Here is a 16,104-nt window from a genome sequence, read left to right on the forward strand (position 1 = left end):
ATGTTATCTCGAATTGCTACTGCTTCAGATATTGACCAACTCGTAGACCTTCGCCAACGCCAATTAATCGACGAAGGACAAACTGCAGAAGAGTTAATTGAAACGGAGCTACATCATTTTTTTGCGAAACATTTCGGTAATGAAACCCTCGTGCAATGGGTCATTGAAGAACAAGATCAAATCATTGCGACAGCGGGTGTATTATTTTATGAATTTCCACCAAGCTTTATGAATAAAAGTGGCCTACGTGCATACGTCACGAATGTATTCACAGACCCTACTTATCGCGGGCAAGGTTTTGCACCAGCGTTGTTAAATCGACTCGTCGTTGAAGCAAAACGCCGTAATGTGCGGAAGTTATTTTTAGAATCATCAACGATTGGGAAACCGGTATATCAAAAATATGGTTTTATCGAAAATGACAGTTGGATGGAGCTCTGGGTAGATGCCCTTGATTAAATCAAAAAAAGCATGAAGGAATGATTCTTTCATGCTTTTTCGCCGTTATAGTGGTGCTGATGTGATATATTCTTCGCCATTTTCATCTTCGACAATGCGTTTCCCTGTTTTCTTCAATTTCATCGATACATTTTCTCCCGTAATCATATACGTATCACCTTTAACTTTTACAACTACGTTTTTATACGTCTTCTTTTCAACTGTCGTCGATTTTTGCGTATCCATGTAAGGTTTTACGTTCGTTGTTCCTTTTTGGATTTCTAATGTGTTGCCATCAAACGTCATGACTTTCATTTGATTGTCACGCCCGACAAGTTGTTGTCCTTCTAATGGATTTTTCACGCCGCTACAACCTGCTAATAAGATGACTAACATAGCTACTAATAGTCCTTTCATCTCCATCACTCCTTCACATCATACCGTTGTATGTGTAGTTGTTTTTTACGTCCGTCTTGGAATGTTAATACGATACGCGTTGGCGTTTTCCACTGCACGCTCGCTACTTGTTCATACGTTTTTTTCACTTCTGGCGGATCTAATTCAAATGTTCGGTCAATGAATGCGAGCCGATACCCTTTTTCCGTTTGTAGCAACAATAAAATCAATTTACTATCTGGCGATAACTGTTCATCGATTAACGTTGCTTCGCCAAACGTCGCTACATAATCCGTTGTGTGTTTTTGTAAACCCATTGCAAGTTCACAAAACGCCGCGCCACACTTTGTAGTAATGTAATCCCCTTCAAACAGTTGAGATGGCGTAAAATATAGCGTCGTCGCTTTCCCGTCGTTTAAATACGTCATTAATGTGTCATAAAAATCAACAGTAACCATTTTTGTCGCGCCTGTTTTTTCCTCAGTCATCGTTTTCGTTTCAACGATTGTTGCCGTTTGTGATGGCGGTCGCTGTAACGTCATAAACGTAATACACATTACTGCGATAACAATCGGTGCGATCCACCAGATTCGTCGAGGCTTCTGTTTTCGTTTCGTTATGACATGTTGTCGAATGCGTTGTTCACTTGCAGTCGTATCCCCAATTTTTTGTCGTAGCTGCTTTTCAATGTCATTCATGAAATAACAACTCCCATTCTGTATCACTTAATGCGATTTTTAATTTTTGTTGTGCCTTTTGAAAACGATAATGAACGGTACTTGGTGCTAAATGTAGTAATGCCGCAATTTCTTTTAATGTGTAATGTTCATAAAAATATAAAATAATCATTTCACGATATTTCATCGGCAATGCGAGTACCGCTTCTGCAATTGCTAACCGTTCCTCTTCTTCCACAACGTAATTTTGTTGCCGATAGCTCGCCGTAAAATAATTCGTCAACTGATGCGTTCGGTAACGCCAACTCTTCAAGTAATCTTTCGAGCGATTAATCGTCATGCGCGTTAAATACGTTTGCAACGATGATTGTTCACGAAATTGCGTCTGTTTTTCAAAAAACGTTACGAACACATCTTGTACAATATCCTCTGCCGCATGAAAATCTTTCACATAGAGATAACTCATATGTAAGAGTGGGCGCGTATACGTATCGACAATTGATTGCCACTGCTCGTCCATCGCTATCACTTCCTCTTCTACATATTAGACGAATGTATGCAAAATTTATCCAACTTTTTTAAAAATTTATTTTATAATAAAGCAAAAGGGAGGCAAAACGATGAAAAAATTATGTATGATTGTCGCGGGAACTGCTGCACTATTGTTCTCATCGACAACTGCTTCAGCAGCAATGAGTACGAAGGCGTATCAGCCGTCAAAATCTTATTCACACTATGTCTTTAAAGAGTTCGATAAAAAAGGGAAACAAACACACATATGGAACGAAAAATTAGTGAAATCTGGTGCTATGAAAGGAACTTGGCAAGACCTATCTCAAGGAGATGTTTATACAAGCTATGATTATCATAAAACATACGGATTAACTGCCGCTGGTGGTACAAAATATAATTTCCAAAATGGTAGCATTCGTTTTTGGGATTTATTGCCTGCGACTGTGAAAAAAGGTCAAACAGGACATTTAGAAGGTAGCGACTTTAGTCAAAATCCGTATAAAATTTTATCGACAAATGCAAAAGTAAAAACGCTAAATGGTACATATCAAAAAGCAATTAAAATTTGGGTAAAACAATACGGTGAAAATACGATTTCATATTATGTAAAAAATCGTGGGAAAGTTAAAACTCAAACGTTATATCAAGGTGAGTATAAAACAACCTATGTCCTCTACAAAGTTAAAAAATAATAAAAAATGGACCGCTTTATAGAACTGACCCACAAAAGTGAGACAGTGAAAAAGACACTTCTTTTTAGCTGAATTTGACGGACGCTTTCCATGGCAGAAGCCTCCTCGCTCGCAAGCTCTCTGTGGGGTCTTCTGCTCATGCTTTTCCACTAGGAGTCGCCGTCAAATTTTTGTTGAACCATCTTTTTCCGGTGCTGTACTGGAGAAAGGTGGTTTAACTTTGCCAAAATTCAAGTATTATTATAGTAGTTGATGTATGCTTGAACGGTTTGAATGACAACTTCATTTGTTGTTCTCAAAAGCCCTTCAAGATAAAACGTTTCACACTTTAAGCTGGCGTGGAACGTTTCAATGATGGCGTTATCAGCGGGCGTTCCTTTACGGGACATGCTCATGATAACGCCTTTTTGTTTGACCGCTTGTTGATATTCATGCGATGTATAGACAGACCCTTGATCACTATGTAGCACACAACCTGACGGTAGGTCTTGTAGTTGGTTTAGCGTATCTAATGCGAATGCGGTGTCTTGTTTATCATGAATCGTATAAGCAATAATTTCTCGATTAAACACATCCATAATAGTTGAAAGATATAATAGTTTATCCCCAAAAGGCAAGTAGGTCACATCGGTTACGAGTTTTTTGAAGAGGACGATCTGTCGTAAAATGACGATTTAAAATATTTTCGGCAACGATTGCAGTCCTGTCAGGCTTTTGACGATATCGTTTCTTTTTCACGACACACTGCCACTCATGATCACGCATAATACGTTGTAAAGTGCCTTTACTAATGGTGTGTTCTTGTTGAAGAAGCGCACTGATTTTGCGATAGCCATAGCGGAATCGATGTTTTATACAAAGTTCACGAATTGTGTTTTCTAAGTGGTGCTTCTTCTTTTTTGGTGGTGATTTTCTCCATCTATAATAGGTTGCACGTGCCACGTTAACTGCTTTTAGCCCGTCTTTAAGTGGAAATCTTTCGCGTAATGTTTCGATAGTTTGAAAAAAGATTTGTTGAATCACTTCCTTCCCGATACGATGTACTTTTTTAAAAGCTTCATTTGAATCGTTAGTATTTCATTTTTTAACTTTAACGCTGTTAGTTCATCTAATTCTTCTTCAAACGGTCCTTTTCCAAAACGATATTGTTTACCGATTGGTTGTTGTAAACGATGTAAATCACCATTTTTATACCACTTTACCATTGACAAATTTGACTGTCATTCTTAATCCCACATACGTTCATAATTTCTTTCACTGGCACTTGTGCCAACTTCATCTTGATCACTTTCATTTTTGTTTCGTATGAATATACTTGTTTTTTACTCATCAAAAAACACCTACAAAGATTTTATACCCTTGAAAGTGTCTTTATCTTTTTATGTTGTCTCAGATTTTTAGGTCAGTTCCAACAAGTACTTGTCTTATACTTTCTCAATGATTTACAGATTTTTTTGCACCTAACTTATATAAATCAACTGTCTTTAGTATTCTTTAATGAAATTATTAAAAAACCCGTAATAACTCCAATTAAAAATTTAAAAATTAAAGGAATATCATTTAAAAAGAAACCAATTATAATTGCGCTTACTCCACCCAACAACATTGCATAAAAAAATTTCAAAAAAACATCTCCTTTCCCCATTTATATTAACAAAAATGGTAATACAAAGAAAAGGTGGTGATTAAATGTATAAAAAATTAATATCAGTAATTATAGCAATTTTATTTCTTAATCTAATTATGCCAATTATAAGTAACGCTAAAGAGAGTGACGTCCCTTTAATTAAACCTTCATCAATTGAAGACAAAAATGAAGTTTTAGAAAATTGTTTATTAGAAGAAGTACTTAACAATTCAAACAGTGATAATATAACAACAATGGATTTACCTGGAGATTTTACAAACCTTTGTAAAATTGTAAAATCAGAAAATACAAGCTCTAAAAACTACGATAATACGGATTATGCTATTAAATTATTCGTAGGTGGTTCAGCTGCTGGTTTGTTAGCTTATATGACTAAAGGTAAATTAGGTGCACTAATGTCATCTGGATTAGGTGCTGTTTATGCAGGATTTGTAAGTAAAAATTCAACTGTATATATGACAGTCCAACAAAGATTATGTAATGATTCAACAGGAGCTAATAGATACGCAATAATCAAATACTATTCAGACAAAAAAAGATCAAAACATATATACACCGAATACAAAAAAATAGGCGTTTAAAAAATTTAAAGAAAAAATCCTAAAATAACTGACTGTGTCTAATTACATAATTTTTTAATCCAACATGCCAATATGCCATGACATCTATCGCACCATTTGCAACATCATTTGAATCATCAATATGAATCAATTGCCATTTTCTGCGTCACTTAAATCTAATTCCTTATGTATTTCTTTTAAAATTCCACCATACGAAATTAATCGTTTATAAGCTAAAGCTTTATCCAAATGAACCACCGTTTCAATATTTGTCAGTGTTACTCGATCCCCTTTAATAATATCCGAATCTTTCACTGGATATTTTGAAACTTCAAAGACTGCTTTCTCTTCTGCTCTGCAATGGCTTCTTGTATCTCTTCGTCTATTTCAACAATATTTGTAGAATCCTTTTTAGCTTTCACTCGTTCCACATTTACAATCGGCATATAATCTAATTTCATTGCCTTTTTCCACATCGCTGCCCAATCAGCTTGCTTTATATAATTACGTCCAAAATAATCATTTGGAACCGCCATTAAAACATGGAATTGAGGATGATATGTACCATAGTTTTCACTTGTATATTTACGGTTACGCGTTACTTCCATCGCTCGAAAATAACCTTTCACCGATTTTTTAAATTTTGCATAACCAGAAAATCTATTCCATGCTTTTGTCATTTGATCCATTGTATTTTTCAGCTCATGACCTTCAAGATAAAATGTTTTGCACTTTAAGCTGGCGTCTCGCTGCAAAATCCCTGTTTAATACATTTTCTGCCACAATTGCGGCAGTTCCCGGTTTATGATGATACTTTTTCGGTTTTACAATACAGTTCCAACCATTCTCACGCATTATACGCTGCACCGTGCGTTTGTTGAAGAAGCGCACTGATTTTACGATAACCATACTGGAGCCGGTGTTTACGACAAAGTTTATAAATTTTGTTTTCTAGGTGGTGCTTTTTCTTTGTTGGAGGGGCTTGTTTCCATAGGTAATGGGTTGAACGTGCGACTCCTACTGCTGCTGATACTTGTTTCAAAGGGAATCGTTCACTTAATATCTTGATAATTTGGAATGAAATTTGCTTCATCCCTTCCTTTTCCATTCGCTGTACTTTTTTAGTAAGGTATTTTGAATAGCTAACACTTCATTTTTAATTTTTAACTGTTCCATCTCACTCATGCCTTCTTCATAAGGTCCTTTACTATAGCTATATTGCTTGCCAATTAGCTGTTCTAATCGATGCAACTCCCCATCTTTAAACCATTTCGCCTACTGATAGATTTGTGTTTCATTTTTAATCCCCCATACCTCCTTCACTTCTTTTGTTGGCACTTGTGTTAATTTCATTTCAATCGCTTTTATTTTTGTTTCATACGAATATACTTGTTTTTTACCCATCAAAAAACACCTCCAAAGTTTTTGTACCCTGAAAGTGTCTTTCTCTTTTTATGTTGTCTCAATTCTTTAGGTCAGTTCCCCCGTACTTGGGTGAGACTAGGCGCAATTAGCGCATTTATTCGCAAAACCGAAGATTTCAATCCACTCACCCGTACTTGGGTGAGACCATCTTAGACGTACAACTCAACGCAGATGCAATATTTCAATCCACTCACCCGTACTTGGGTGAGACGTTAACCCTGTCGTTGCTAGGTATTCCATACGAATTTCAATCCACTCACCCGTACTTGGGTGAGACATCTTAGAAAAAATCAAAGCAACAGCACACATTATTTCAATCCACTCACCCGTACTTGGGTGAGACGACACAAAAATAATAATATGCCTCGTTGTTTGTGATTTCAATCCACTCACCCGTACTTGGGTGAGACTTACTGCTGTCATCTTTAACCCTCCAATAATTTATTTCAATCCACTCACCCGTACTTGGGTGAGACGTGTCGAAACAATGCTATTGCACAGTTCAGGTATTTCAATCCACTCACCCGTACTTGGGTGAGACGAGGTAACAACAGTGGAAGTGGCACAGGGCATCGTGATTTCAATCCACTCACCCGTACTTGGGTGAGACGTGTCGAAACAATGCTATTGCACAGTTCAGGTATTTCAATCCACTCACCCGTACTTGGGTGAGACGTTTTTATTCTTATCCTTGCAATCAAAAACGCGGAATTTCAATCCACTCACCCGTACTTGGGTGAGACAAAGTAGCGGGTACAGCCGTCGGTGGACTGATGATTTCAATCCACTCACCCGTACTTGGGTGAGACATTAACTTTGCTGTTAACAACGAGTTATTAGACAAATTTCAATCCACTCACCCGTACTTGGGTGAGACGATAATTCGCACGGTGTTAGGAATTGGCGATCATAATTTCAATCCACTCACCCGTACTTGGGTGAGACAGCGAAAAAATCGCTAAAAGCTACATTTTTTATAAAAAAATACAGTTTTTTTAGTTAATCATTTCTTTAAAAATAAATAATATATTAATTTTTAATTTAAAAGTTAAGAAAATAGGTGCGAATCCCCTAGGAAATTCATGATAGCTATATATTCGCACTAAAAAATCAAAGGATCTTCTACATTAATACTTTGTTTCGTCCCTATATGTTCTACTTTGGATTTGTATTGATTTCCTAATCTATAAAAACGAATACTATCTTCTGTCGGGTCTATTATATTAGCTATTTCTTTCTTCAAAATTATAAATTGAGTTTGGTCTACGATACATTCAAATACAGAATTTTGGACACGTACACCTGAGTTACAACAAATTTTAGCCACTTGTCTTAAACGTTTTCTACCTGCCGACGTTTTTGTGCTTACATCATAAGTTACTAAGACTAACACCATACACCTACTTCCATAAAAAAGGTGCGTACTCCTCAACATCTCCTCTTAGATGTCTGGCTAATAATTGTGCTTGAGCATGAGGGACTAACCCCCAGTTTATTTTTTCTTTTAATCTTGGATGTGTTAACCCTTGCATTTTGCTTAATTGCCATTCTTTTAAAAATTTTTTTCTTCCATCATCAGCTAATAGAACGGCACCATTTTCTTTTTGTATGAAATCCTTTGATGTAATAATTTTTTTATTAATCAAAGTTAAAACGAATCTATCTGCAACAACACCTCGTAATTCTTCCATCATGTCTAATGCTAAGGATGCTCTTCCAGGTCTATCTCGATGTAAAAAACCCACGTAACTATCTAAACCTACGCCTTCTAGAGCTGATTGTACATCATGTACTAATAGTGTATACGCAAATGATAATAATGCATTCACATAATCTAAAGGAGGTCTTCTTGAACGATGTAAAAAGAAGAAGTCATTTTTTTGTTGTAAAATTAATTCATCAAAAATGCTAAAATAATATCTTGCTGCTTGCCCTTCTAGACCACGTAATCGCTCTAAATCGCTTACTTCTAGTATTTCTTTCATTAATAATGTTAGATTGGAAGAAATTTTTTTGAATTTATCGACATTTAATCTCAAAGCATGGTCCCGAGTAGCACGCTCAATAATCCATTTTTGATTAGAAACTTTAGCAAATATCATATTCTTTGCAATCTGAGCAGAAAGACCTTCCTCTGCTGATATACTATATTGCGTTTTTCTTAACACTACATTACCATGTGTTTCACCAGTTACACGTGCTAAAAATCTGCCATTTGGATTGAAGAAGCTTAATGCAATTTGATCTTTAGCACATCTATGCATTAATGCTGGACTTGCACCTTGCCTGCCAAACGTACAAATTCCCTCTATATTATGTAACGGTACTCTCCCCAATGTTTGTTCATCTTGTAATAACACAACATTATCTCCATTCAAGGATAAATAAACATTGTCTTGCGTCACATAAATTGTATTTAATAATTTTTTCATATTTATAAATACCTCTCTAAATAACGACGTACAGGTTCCTGACTTCCATTTAAAATCGGTAAGCAAATATTGTTTAAAGAACATGAATCACAATGTTTTCCTACTCTTACTTTAGGTGTGTACCGTCTTTCATAATATTGATGCATTTCATTAAAGACATTTTTCACTTTTTCTCTGATTTCCGAAGAAATTTCTATTTCTATTCTTTTTTTCACTTCATTATAAAATATGTATGCCTTCGGAATATGACACATCAGCATTTCCTCTAAACACATACATTGAGCAGCAAGTTGTAAAATGTCTTCCTGACCTTTTTTAGGCTTTCCTCTTTTATATTCCACGGGATAAGGTTGATAAGTTCCTTCTTCTCCATACAAATTTATACCGTTTTTATCTTCAATAAACTCTACTACATCACAAATACCAGTTACTTTTAATGTATTTGATTTTACAGGTAATGCACGAACAATTAACTTACTCCCACGTTTCTCACGTAACATTGGTTGGTCTGCTCTTTCATGTACAAACATTCCTTCTACAGTTTTTACATTTTCCGCCCACTGTTGTTCAATATGAATTAAAGCCCATTGTCTTCTACAAAACTGAAAATGCTGAATTCCTGATAGCATCAAGTATTCAGCTTCTTCATTAAATTCCTTCATATACCTGTACAGGTAAACCATCTAATTCTTCAATTGTATAAGTAAATGGCTCGTCTATATTACTTTTTGGCTCAATTTTTAACGATCGATGGACTTTTGCAGAAGAATAATTTCCTAGTTTGCTTGCATGTTCCCACCAGAAAACCTTCCGTACTTCAATAGATCCTTCTGGACGAGCAGATGAAGCATCATTTTCGAATAAAGTTTGTAAAATTTCTTTTAGACGTTCTGCATCTTCATTTGTGAAACCAGTTTTTTCAGCTAGTTGTGTATTAATACTCCCTGAAAAACGATAAACACCACTTTCCACACGATGTTTCATACCCATTGTATCTGAACCTTTCTTCTCGCCTGGCTCAGAGTTTGTACTTTTAGTAATTTGAGTACTTACAATATTAATTGGTTCAATACTAATTGCTGGATGAATAGAGACTGGACCTCTAATACCTACTGATACACCAGCACCCTTTTTCTCCGCTTTAAATGCAAAAACTTGTCCAAAAGCTCGCACATCATACCACGCTTCACAAGCTGCTTTTGCAAATAAAACTTCATCTTTTGCTTTTTCAGCTTCTTTTAATGTTTCATTGGTGTTCGCTCTCTCACGTAAGCTTTTAAACCCATCTGTTGTATTATCGTTTGACTGTACAAAAATATTTTCTAATAAATCTTGCGCACGATTACGAATTTTTCTTTTAATCGCTACATCTGAGACTTCTCCATAGCCATCAAAGTTTTGACGTGGACGATTACCGTTTAAAGGATCGCCGTTTGGGTTTGCATTTTTCACCGTAAAAATAACTGAAAAGTCGATTTTATGATCTAATACTGTCATGTCAATTTATACCTCCGCTTGTTCTTTTTTCACATAAAAATGTTGACGTTGATTGTAAAAGCCTAACAAATAATCACCATTTAATGGCCTATTATTAAACGTACCTTCTTCAAATAAATCTGTAATCTCCCCAATAACTTTTAAATAATAATCAGAGTTATTGCCTAAACGTGTAATGTAAGGTTGTAAACTATTATGCAGTGTTGTCCATGTACGATAAGGTTGTGTGCTAAATGCATTCATATAACGTATAGCATTCGTTACGCGCGTTTCATCATTATTTGAAGAAAACATTGCTTTTTTCTCTAATTGATCCGCAACTGCCAATAATCTTCCAAATAAATAACTACGATCTTTATTTTGTTGATTTAAAGTCATATCTACATAAACTCCTTTCTCATTATTCTGTTTTTTCACTAAAGAACAAGCTACTTGTAGGATTTCTTCCCATTCAAAATCACTATATGCCACTGGATTGGAAGCTCTTTGTATAGCATTTCTTACAATATCATTTGGGATAGCACGCCCATCTAAAATACAAGGTAATAGTCTTTCAATAGTTCCTTTGATCAATTTATCACTAGGACGTGGTGCAAAAGCTAATTTAGCAATGGTTTCTAAAGTTGGTGCGCCAATAAAGTGTTTACGCTTATTTTCAGTTACATCATAATAACTTTGTCGCCACTCTGCTTCCTCATGCCATTTTTTTAGTCTTTCAAAATATTCTTGTGCATTGAAAGATCTATAGTAAAGAACCGCTAAACGACCAGGTGTTGCAGCATCAAGTGTCATTACAAACACTTGATTATCTAAATCCAATGAGATATTTGATTGATAACCGGCAAGTAATTTTTGATATTCTTTTGCGATGGACTGTTCTGTATTTGCTTCTGTGTGAATTTTCTTTTTAAATCTCGGTTTTTTAATAGGTGTATCGATGTTTAAATGTTTGGTACCCCACGCTAAAAATACGCGTCCATCTATAATCTTCCCTTGTCTTTCAATAAGCCACTTTAATGCATTATGTGCTTTTTGAGATACTACATAACTCACTGTGGCTACTTGACTAGCATCTGTAAATCTTCCTCTAAAAGTGAATCCTGACTGATCGTTAGATGAAATTAATTTCGTCATATCACCGGAGTTTCTAATTTTCCCAGGGTGTTGAGTAGTAAAGGGTAAATATTCTCCCGTGATGTAACAAAGATCTTTTTCTTTTAACTTTGTTTCATAATACATTTGATAGCTTTTAAAAACCTCTTGATTTGACCATAATGGTTCCACTACTTCACCTGGAATATGAATAGAAAATCTCACAAAAGCAGTTTTTTGTTCTCCTGTAATTTGTTTAAATATTTCAGGCTTTTCTTCCTTACTCGTCCATTTTTTTAACAATTTATTTTGTTCATCTACATAAAGAATTTTTTTCTCTACTAAGTCATGAATTAATTGTTTCTTTTTCAAATAATTATAAATGGCTTGTACATAAGGATGGCTAAAATTAGATTCACACCAATTTTGCAATTGTTTAATATAAACGTCGAAACTGTCAGCAACATTTTCACTAGTGTAATCACTATAATCACCCGCAACAGAAATCAACTTATCATGTAACATATGAGGTTTTAGTCTCGCTGTCGTTCCAGAACGGCTACCTGAAGCTTCAGTAAAAGGAATAACCGTGTTTATTTTTGGAATAACATACGCATCATATAGTTCACCTTCTAGCGTAACAAGCACTTCAATATGTGCTGTTTGTGTAGTATGAGAAATTGGTAAAAGCATATGTTTAATTTCTTTATCTTTGACCACCTTTACTTCTTCTATACCTACACGTTGTAAGTTTGCATCATACGTTTCGCATAAAGCATTTAAGAAATTCAAGGACGTGTCACCTCTTTTTCTGTCTCTTCTACAGATTGCATATTTTCTCCGATGACAAATGATTTTGGTACAAATTCTCGAATATCTTTTACAAGCGTACATTCATCTGGACGAATAAATTTGATCACGCCATTGACCATTTTTGGTTGCCACAATCTTAATTGCATCATATTATTCTCACTACGTTCATCTGGATAAGTAATTCCATGAACCATCGTTGAGAAATCTAACGTAACTTGATCATAAGCGCCTTCACCTTCACCAAATTCACAAGACTCTACATAACCCTGGCATTCACGTGTGCCGAGAAAAATATCTCTTCTACCGCCTGCCTTAACACAACGTTTCGCAATATTGTGGTGTTTATTTTCGTTAAAGTCTGCTGATAAATCTGGTCGTGCTTCATTAAATTCAAAATGAGCGCGCACTTGATAACAAGGTCTTCTTAAATACGTATAATTTGCTAAAGTATTTCCACCGCCATATTCGATGGGACGAATTCCTTTAGACTCCATTTGAATCGGGTTCATAATACGTACCTCATCTATGAACCAAATAATACTAGGCTTCCAATAAATTGATTCAGTTATCCCTTTTAATGCCTCATAAGTTGGAATCTGCATCGTCATTTTTTCTCCACCTAATTTCATTTGGGGGTCAGTAAATAATCCATACTCACCATAGACTACATATTCAATTCGGTTTCTCATAACTGTCATAAAACACCTCCTAATTAACATAAATTTTCCACTTTATTCCTTAAAAAGTAAATAACTCATTTTTGACTTTATTAGTACTTATTATGCAAAAAAAAAGAGCTGCTCATAAAATATTAAGAGCTGCTCTTTTGAAGTCAGAACATAAAATTATTATCTTTGATACTTTGTGCTTCAATATCTAAACCGAAAATATCGTTATATGCTAAATCTTTCAAAATGTATAACTTAATATTATTCTTGCTTCCGAACTGGACAGGTAAAATCAATTGCTCTTTCTCTAATTGTTTTACAGTATGTGTATAGACACTAATTGTATATTGTTGCGTTTGCTTCAAAAATTGTGTGAGATCGTTTATATATGCACTATCTGTTAGATCTGCAATTAAATCTGCACCTTTCCCATATGGTACAAGTATATCTGTTGTCTGTTGATCAATGACTTTAAATTGATTTCCTACAGTCTTGAAAGCAGCACACCCTATTACTTTTTCAGCTATCTTCGCATTTATAAATCTTTTCTTTAATAATAAATCATGTAAATTTCCTACACTAGTAGGGTAATCTAAGAAGCTATTAAACTTTTGATAAAACTTTTCAAAATAGTGTTTAATCGCTTTTTGACTAAGTGCATTGCTATCAAATAAAGTAGCATCGTTTTCTATATCTTTTAAAATATGCTGTGAAAATCGACTTCCCTCTAAAATAGTTTCTAGTTTTTCCAAGTTTTCTTCAGCATGATTAATTACATAAACATTTCCAACATCTTGTAATCCATGTCGATTACAGCGCCCCGCTGCTTGAGCTATTGAATCTAAGCCTGCAAACGACCTAACAACCGCCTCAAAACTAACGTCTACACCAGCTTCAATAAGCTGGGTACTAACGCATATTGTATGTACATTATTTTTTAGATTTTCCCTTACTTGTTTAATAATTTCTATACGATGCGCTGCACACATATTAGTGCTTAAATGATATAATTCTACGCCTAAATTTTTTTCTAATAACACTTCATACAACTTTTTCGTTACAGTTTTCGTATTTAAAATAATTAACATACTGCTAGAAAATGTGTCTTCCACAAAATCAGCTAACTCATCTGTCGTCCAACCATTCTCTTTCACCATTGGTATAATTTCTGTCCGTTTAAATGCCTTTGTAATTTCCGGTAAATCTTTAATGATTTCTTGCTCTATATGTAAAGATTGGGTTACATAATCTAAAGCTGGCTGGGTCGCTGTACATAAAATACTAGTTGTATTCATTGTTCTTTTCATAAATGATAAAGCGTTATTAAACATATTGATGCATTTTACTGGAATAGCTTGTACTTCATCGAAAATTACTATACTATTTTCCAAGTTATGCAATCTACGTGTATTCCTTGCCACTCCATCATAAAAAGTATTTAAAAATTGGACCATTGTTGTAAAAATAATAGGTGCTTCCCAATTATCTTTCGCTATTTTCCATTTTATAAATTGCGGATCATAGACATTATCTTTTTCTTCGTCCTCATTTAATTCAACTACATTAGAATGATGTTCTAAAACCGTATTTTCCGGTAAAAAGCTTTGTACTTCTCGTGCATTTTGTTCGATAATTGTAGTAAATGGAACGACATATACGATGCGTTTCTTTTGATGTTTTTGGGCATGTTGGAAAGCAAAGCGTAAACTCGCCAATGTTTTACCGCCACCTGTAGGAATAGATAATGTGTAAATACCTGTTTTCTCTTTTCCGAATTCGTAGCACTCATTCGACATTTTTTTGCGTAGTTCCATAATATTATTTTTTTTAGCTGTTTTTTGTAATGTTTCTAAGTGATTGTCCAAATTTTTTTCAAACATTACCCAATCTACTTTCTCTATATCTTCCACCACATTTTCTTCAAAACATCTTGAATTTGTACGATCGGCATCTAATACTGTACTAAAAAGAAATTTAGTCATAAAAGCCGTATAAGCTTCTAATTCATCTTCATCAGCTTCTTCATTACTTTCTTCATAAATGTTATCAATTAGCTTATCTACACCTTTATAAAATTGCGTCACAGCAGCCGCTATATATTCTTGCATATATTTTTCATCATAAATTTCATTAAAAAAGTGGCTTTCAATTTCTTTATAATCCGGAATCTCTTTTATCATTTTTAAATATAATTCAGATTGTTCATTAGGCGTAACAACATCTTTTAACTTTCCATGGTGTGAATAAATAGCATTGGCCATACATTCTAAGACACGTTCTACATCTTCCTTGCTTTCATCAATTAGATCATAATTAATATTTTTAAATAAAAAATGGCCGCCTGCAAAAGCATGTGGGACACTCCCTCTTTTAACATTTTTTTCAGGTTGATATACTGCTTCTCTAATATAAACTTGAAAATCTTCACTATATTTTCCTAAATCATGTAAAACAGCAGTTAGTCCTGTTAATTTATCAAAGCCGATATCTTGCCCATATTGTTTACCTAACTGTTCAGCTCCTAATAAATGATTTTTTAAACTTTGCTCTCGAAATTCACCTTTCCCATCTTCCACAATCCTTGCAATATACATCATTTTTCCTCCTATTTTAGAATTCAAAACCTATTTTCAAGATTAAAAAGAATCTCACTCATAAAGAGTGAGACCGATGACGAAAGATGTTTTGATGCTCGATATTTGATTTCAATCCACTCACTCATAAAGAGTGAGACAGATCATTAAAGAGATGTATCAACAGTCTCTAACATTTCAATCCACTCACTCATAAAGAGTGAGACGTTGCATGTGAACTCGATGTCCAAAGACAAAAAATTTCAATCCACTCACTCATAAAGAGTGAGACTTTCTTTTACGTCGTTATCTGAAATAACCCACGCAGATTTCAATCCACTCACTCATAAAGAGTGAGACTAGATGCGGACGAAGCAGAAGCACTCAACCCGATTATTTCAATCCACTCACTCATAAAGAGTGAGACGGACAACTTACGGAGGAGGTGCAACTAAATGGCGATTTCAATCCACTCACTCATAAAGAGTGAGACGATGCTTAAAAAAGATATCGGCCCGATCACAACATTTCAATCCACTCACTCATAAAGAGTGAGACCATTGACACGCTTACTCCGTTTCATGAAAGCGATATTTCAATCCACTCACTCATAAAGAGTGAGACTATAAACAACGTTCATTTGATAAATATTTCGATATTTCAATCCACTCACTCATAAA

The 16,104-nt window shown here is 34.8% G+C and carries 16 protein-coding genes, 1 pseudogene and 2 CRISPR repeat arrays (1 of these 19 running past the window's edge); of the genes and pseudogenes, 3 read left to right on the plus strand and 14 right to left on the minus strand.

Annotation, left to right across the window (positions count from 1 at the left end; translation table 11 throughout):
• Window positions 1–459 (plus strand): GNAT family N-acetyltransferase (locus KMHG_RS09680; RefSeq protein ID WP_010289080.1); only part of this gene is annotated, 459 nt, incomplete at its 5' end.
• 45 nt (window positions 460–504) lie between these two features.
• On the opposite strand, the gene KMHG_RS09685 is transcribed toward KMHG_RS09680, so the two are convergent.
• The 3 genes from KMHG_RS09685 to KMHG_RS09695 are packed head-to-tail and all read right to left on the minus strand — an operon-like array spanning window position 505 to window position 2,031.
• Complete coding sequence (locus KMHG_RS09685) at window positions 505–855, minus strand: hypothetical protein (RefSeq protein ID WP_010289084.1); 351 nt, start codon at window positions 853–855, stop codon at window positions 505–507.
• Window positions 856–860: 5 nt separating this feature from the next.
• A complete protein-coding gene (locus KMHG_RS09690) occupies window positions 861–1,532 on the minus strand; it encodes a hypothetical protein (protein ID WP_010289086.1) in 672 nt (223 codons plus the stop codon).
• Entirely contained in the window at window positions 1,525–2,031 is a 507-nt protein-coding gene (locus KMHG_RS09695) for a sigma-70 family RNA polymerase sigma factor (RefSeq protein ID WP_010289087.1), read from the minus strand. The genes KMHG_RS09690 and KMHG_RS09695 overlap by 8 nt, the downstream gene beginning before the upstream one ends.
• Window positions 2,032–2,131: 100 nt before the next feature.
• Between KMHG_RS09695 and KMHG_RS09700 the strand changes: the two genes are divergently transcribed.
• Window positions 2,132–2,716 (plus strand): hypothetical protein, encoded by a 585-nt coding sequence (locus KMHG_RS09700; protein WP_010289088.1) that lies wholly within the window; start codon window positions 2,132–2,134, stop codon window positions 2,714–2,716.
• Window positions 2,717–2,946: 230 nt separating this feature from the next.
• Here KMHG_RS09700 and KMHG_RS17675 read toward each other — a convergent pair.
• Window positions 2,947–4,046 (minus strand): annotated as a pseudogene (locus tag KMHG_RS17675) (IS3 family transposase).
• 359 nt (window positions 4,047–4,405) lie between these two features.
• On the opposite strand from KMHG_RS17675, the gene KMHG_RS17685 reads away from it, so the two are divergent.
• Window positions 4,406–4,945: a hypothetical protein gene (locus KMHG_RS17685; protein ID WP_010289102.1), complete on the plus strand. Its 540-nt coding sequence runs from the start codon at window positions 4,406–4,408 to the stop codon at window positions 4,943–4,945.
• Between the two features lie 126 nt (window positions 4,946–5,071).
• Here the strand turns inward: KMHG_RS17685 and KMHG_RS19845 are convergent, their stop codons facing one another.
• The 10 genes from KMHG_RS19845 to KMHG_RS09780 all read right to left on the minus strand — a co-directional run bounded on the left by KMHG_RS19845 (window position 5,072) and on the right by KMHG_RS09780 (window position 15,445).
• Window positions 5,072–5,239 (minus strand): Rep protein, encoded by a 168-nt coding sequence (locus KMHG_RS19845; RefSeq protein WP_010289103.1) that lies wholly within the window; start codon window positions 5,237–5,239, stop codon window positions 5,072–5,074.
• Window positions 5,236–5,679: a protein rep gene (locus tag KMHG_RS18400; RefSeq protein ID WP_049929306.1), complete on the minus strand. Its 444-nt coding sequence runs from the start codon at window positions 5,677–5,679 to the stop codon at window positions 5,236–5,238. The genes KMHG_RS19845 and KMHG_RS18400 overlap by 4 nt, the downstream gene beginning before the upstream one ends.
• Before the next feature lie 520 nt (window positions 5,680–6,199).
• The gene (locus KMHG_RS19695) at window positions 6,200–6,328 is read right to left on the minus strand and encodes a hypothetical protein (protein ID WP_261797376.1); all 129 of its coding nucleotides are present in this window, start codon (window positions 6,326–6,328) and stop codon (window positions 6,200–6,202) included.
• A 133-nt stretch (window positions 6,329–6,461) separates the two neighbouring features.
• Window positions 6,462–7,294: a CRISPR direct-repeat array (repeat unit 33 nt; unit sequence ATTTCAATCCACTCACCCGTACTTGGGTGAGAC).
• A 157-nt stretch (window positions 7,295–7,451) separates the two neighbouring features.
• The gene (gene cas2 / locus KMHG_RS09750; protein WP_010289111.1) at window positions 7,452–7,742 is read right to left on the minus strand and encodes a CRISPR-associated endonuclease Cas2; all 291 of its coding nucleotides are present in this window, start codon (window positions 7,740–7,742) and stop codon (window positions 7,452–7,454) included.
• Window positions 7,743–7,749: 7 nt separating this feature from the next.
• A complete protein-coding gene (gene cas1c, locus KMHG_RS09755; protein ID WP_010289114.1) occupies window positions 7,750–8,781 on the minus strand; it encodes a type I-C CRISPR-associated endonuclease Cas1c in 1,032 nt (343 codons plus the stop codon).
• A gap of 2 nt (window positions 8,782–8,783) precedes the next feature.
• Complete coding sequence (gene cas4, locus KMHG_RS09760) at window positions 8,784–9,443, minus strand: CRISPR-associated protein Cas4 (RefSeq protein ID WP_010289116.1); 660 nt, start codon at window positions 9,441–9,443, stop codon at window positions 8,784–8,786.
• Window positions 9,430–10,278 (minus strand): type I-C CRISPR-associated protein Cas7/Csd2, encoded by an 849-nt coding sequence (gene cas7c, locus KMHG_RS09765; protein ID WP_010289117.1) that lies wholly within the window; start codon window positions 10,276–10,278, stop codon window positions 9,430–9,432. The genes cas4 and cas7c overlap by 14 nt, the downstream gene beginning before the upstream one ends.
• Window positions 10,279–10,284: 6 nt before the next feature.
• Window positions 10,285–12,162 carry a type I-C CRISPR-associated protein Cas8c/Csd1 gene (gene cas8c, locus KMHG_RS09770; protein WP_010289120.1) on the minus strand — a complete coding sequence of 626 codons (1,878 nt, stop codon included), beginning with the start codon at window positions 12,160–12,162 and terminating at the stop codon, window positions 10,285–10,287.
• Window positions 12,159–12,872: a type I-C CRISPR-associated protein Cas5c gene (gene cas5c / locus KMHG_RS09775; protein WP_044504690.1), complete on the minus strand. Its 714-nt coding sequence runs from the start codon at window positions 12,870–12,872 to the stop codon at window positions 12,159–12,161. The genes cas8c and cas5c overlap by 4 nt, the downstream gene beginning before the upstream one ends.
• 143 nt (window positions 12,873–13,015) lie before the next feature.
• Entirely contained in the window at window positions 13,016–15,445 is a 2,430-nt protein-coding gene (locus tag KMHG_RS09780; RefSeq protein ID WP_010289123.1) for a CRISPR-associated helicase/endonuclease Cas3, read from the minus strand.
• Between the two features lie 108 nt (window positions 15,446–15,553).
• A CRISPR array of direct repeats spans window positions 15,554–16,104; the repeat unit is 32 nt; unit sequence ATTTCAATCCACTCACTCATAAAGAGTGAGAC (it continues 9 nt past the right edge of the window).

The sequence above is a fragment of the Kurthia massiliensis genome (assembly GCF_000285555.1).
In the GTDB taxonomy this organism is placed as follows: domain Bacteria; phylum Bacillota; class Bacilli; order Bacillales_A; family Planococcaceae; genus Kurthia; species Kurthia massiliensis.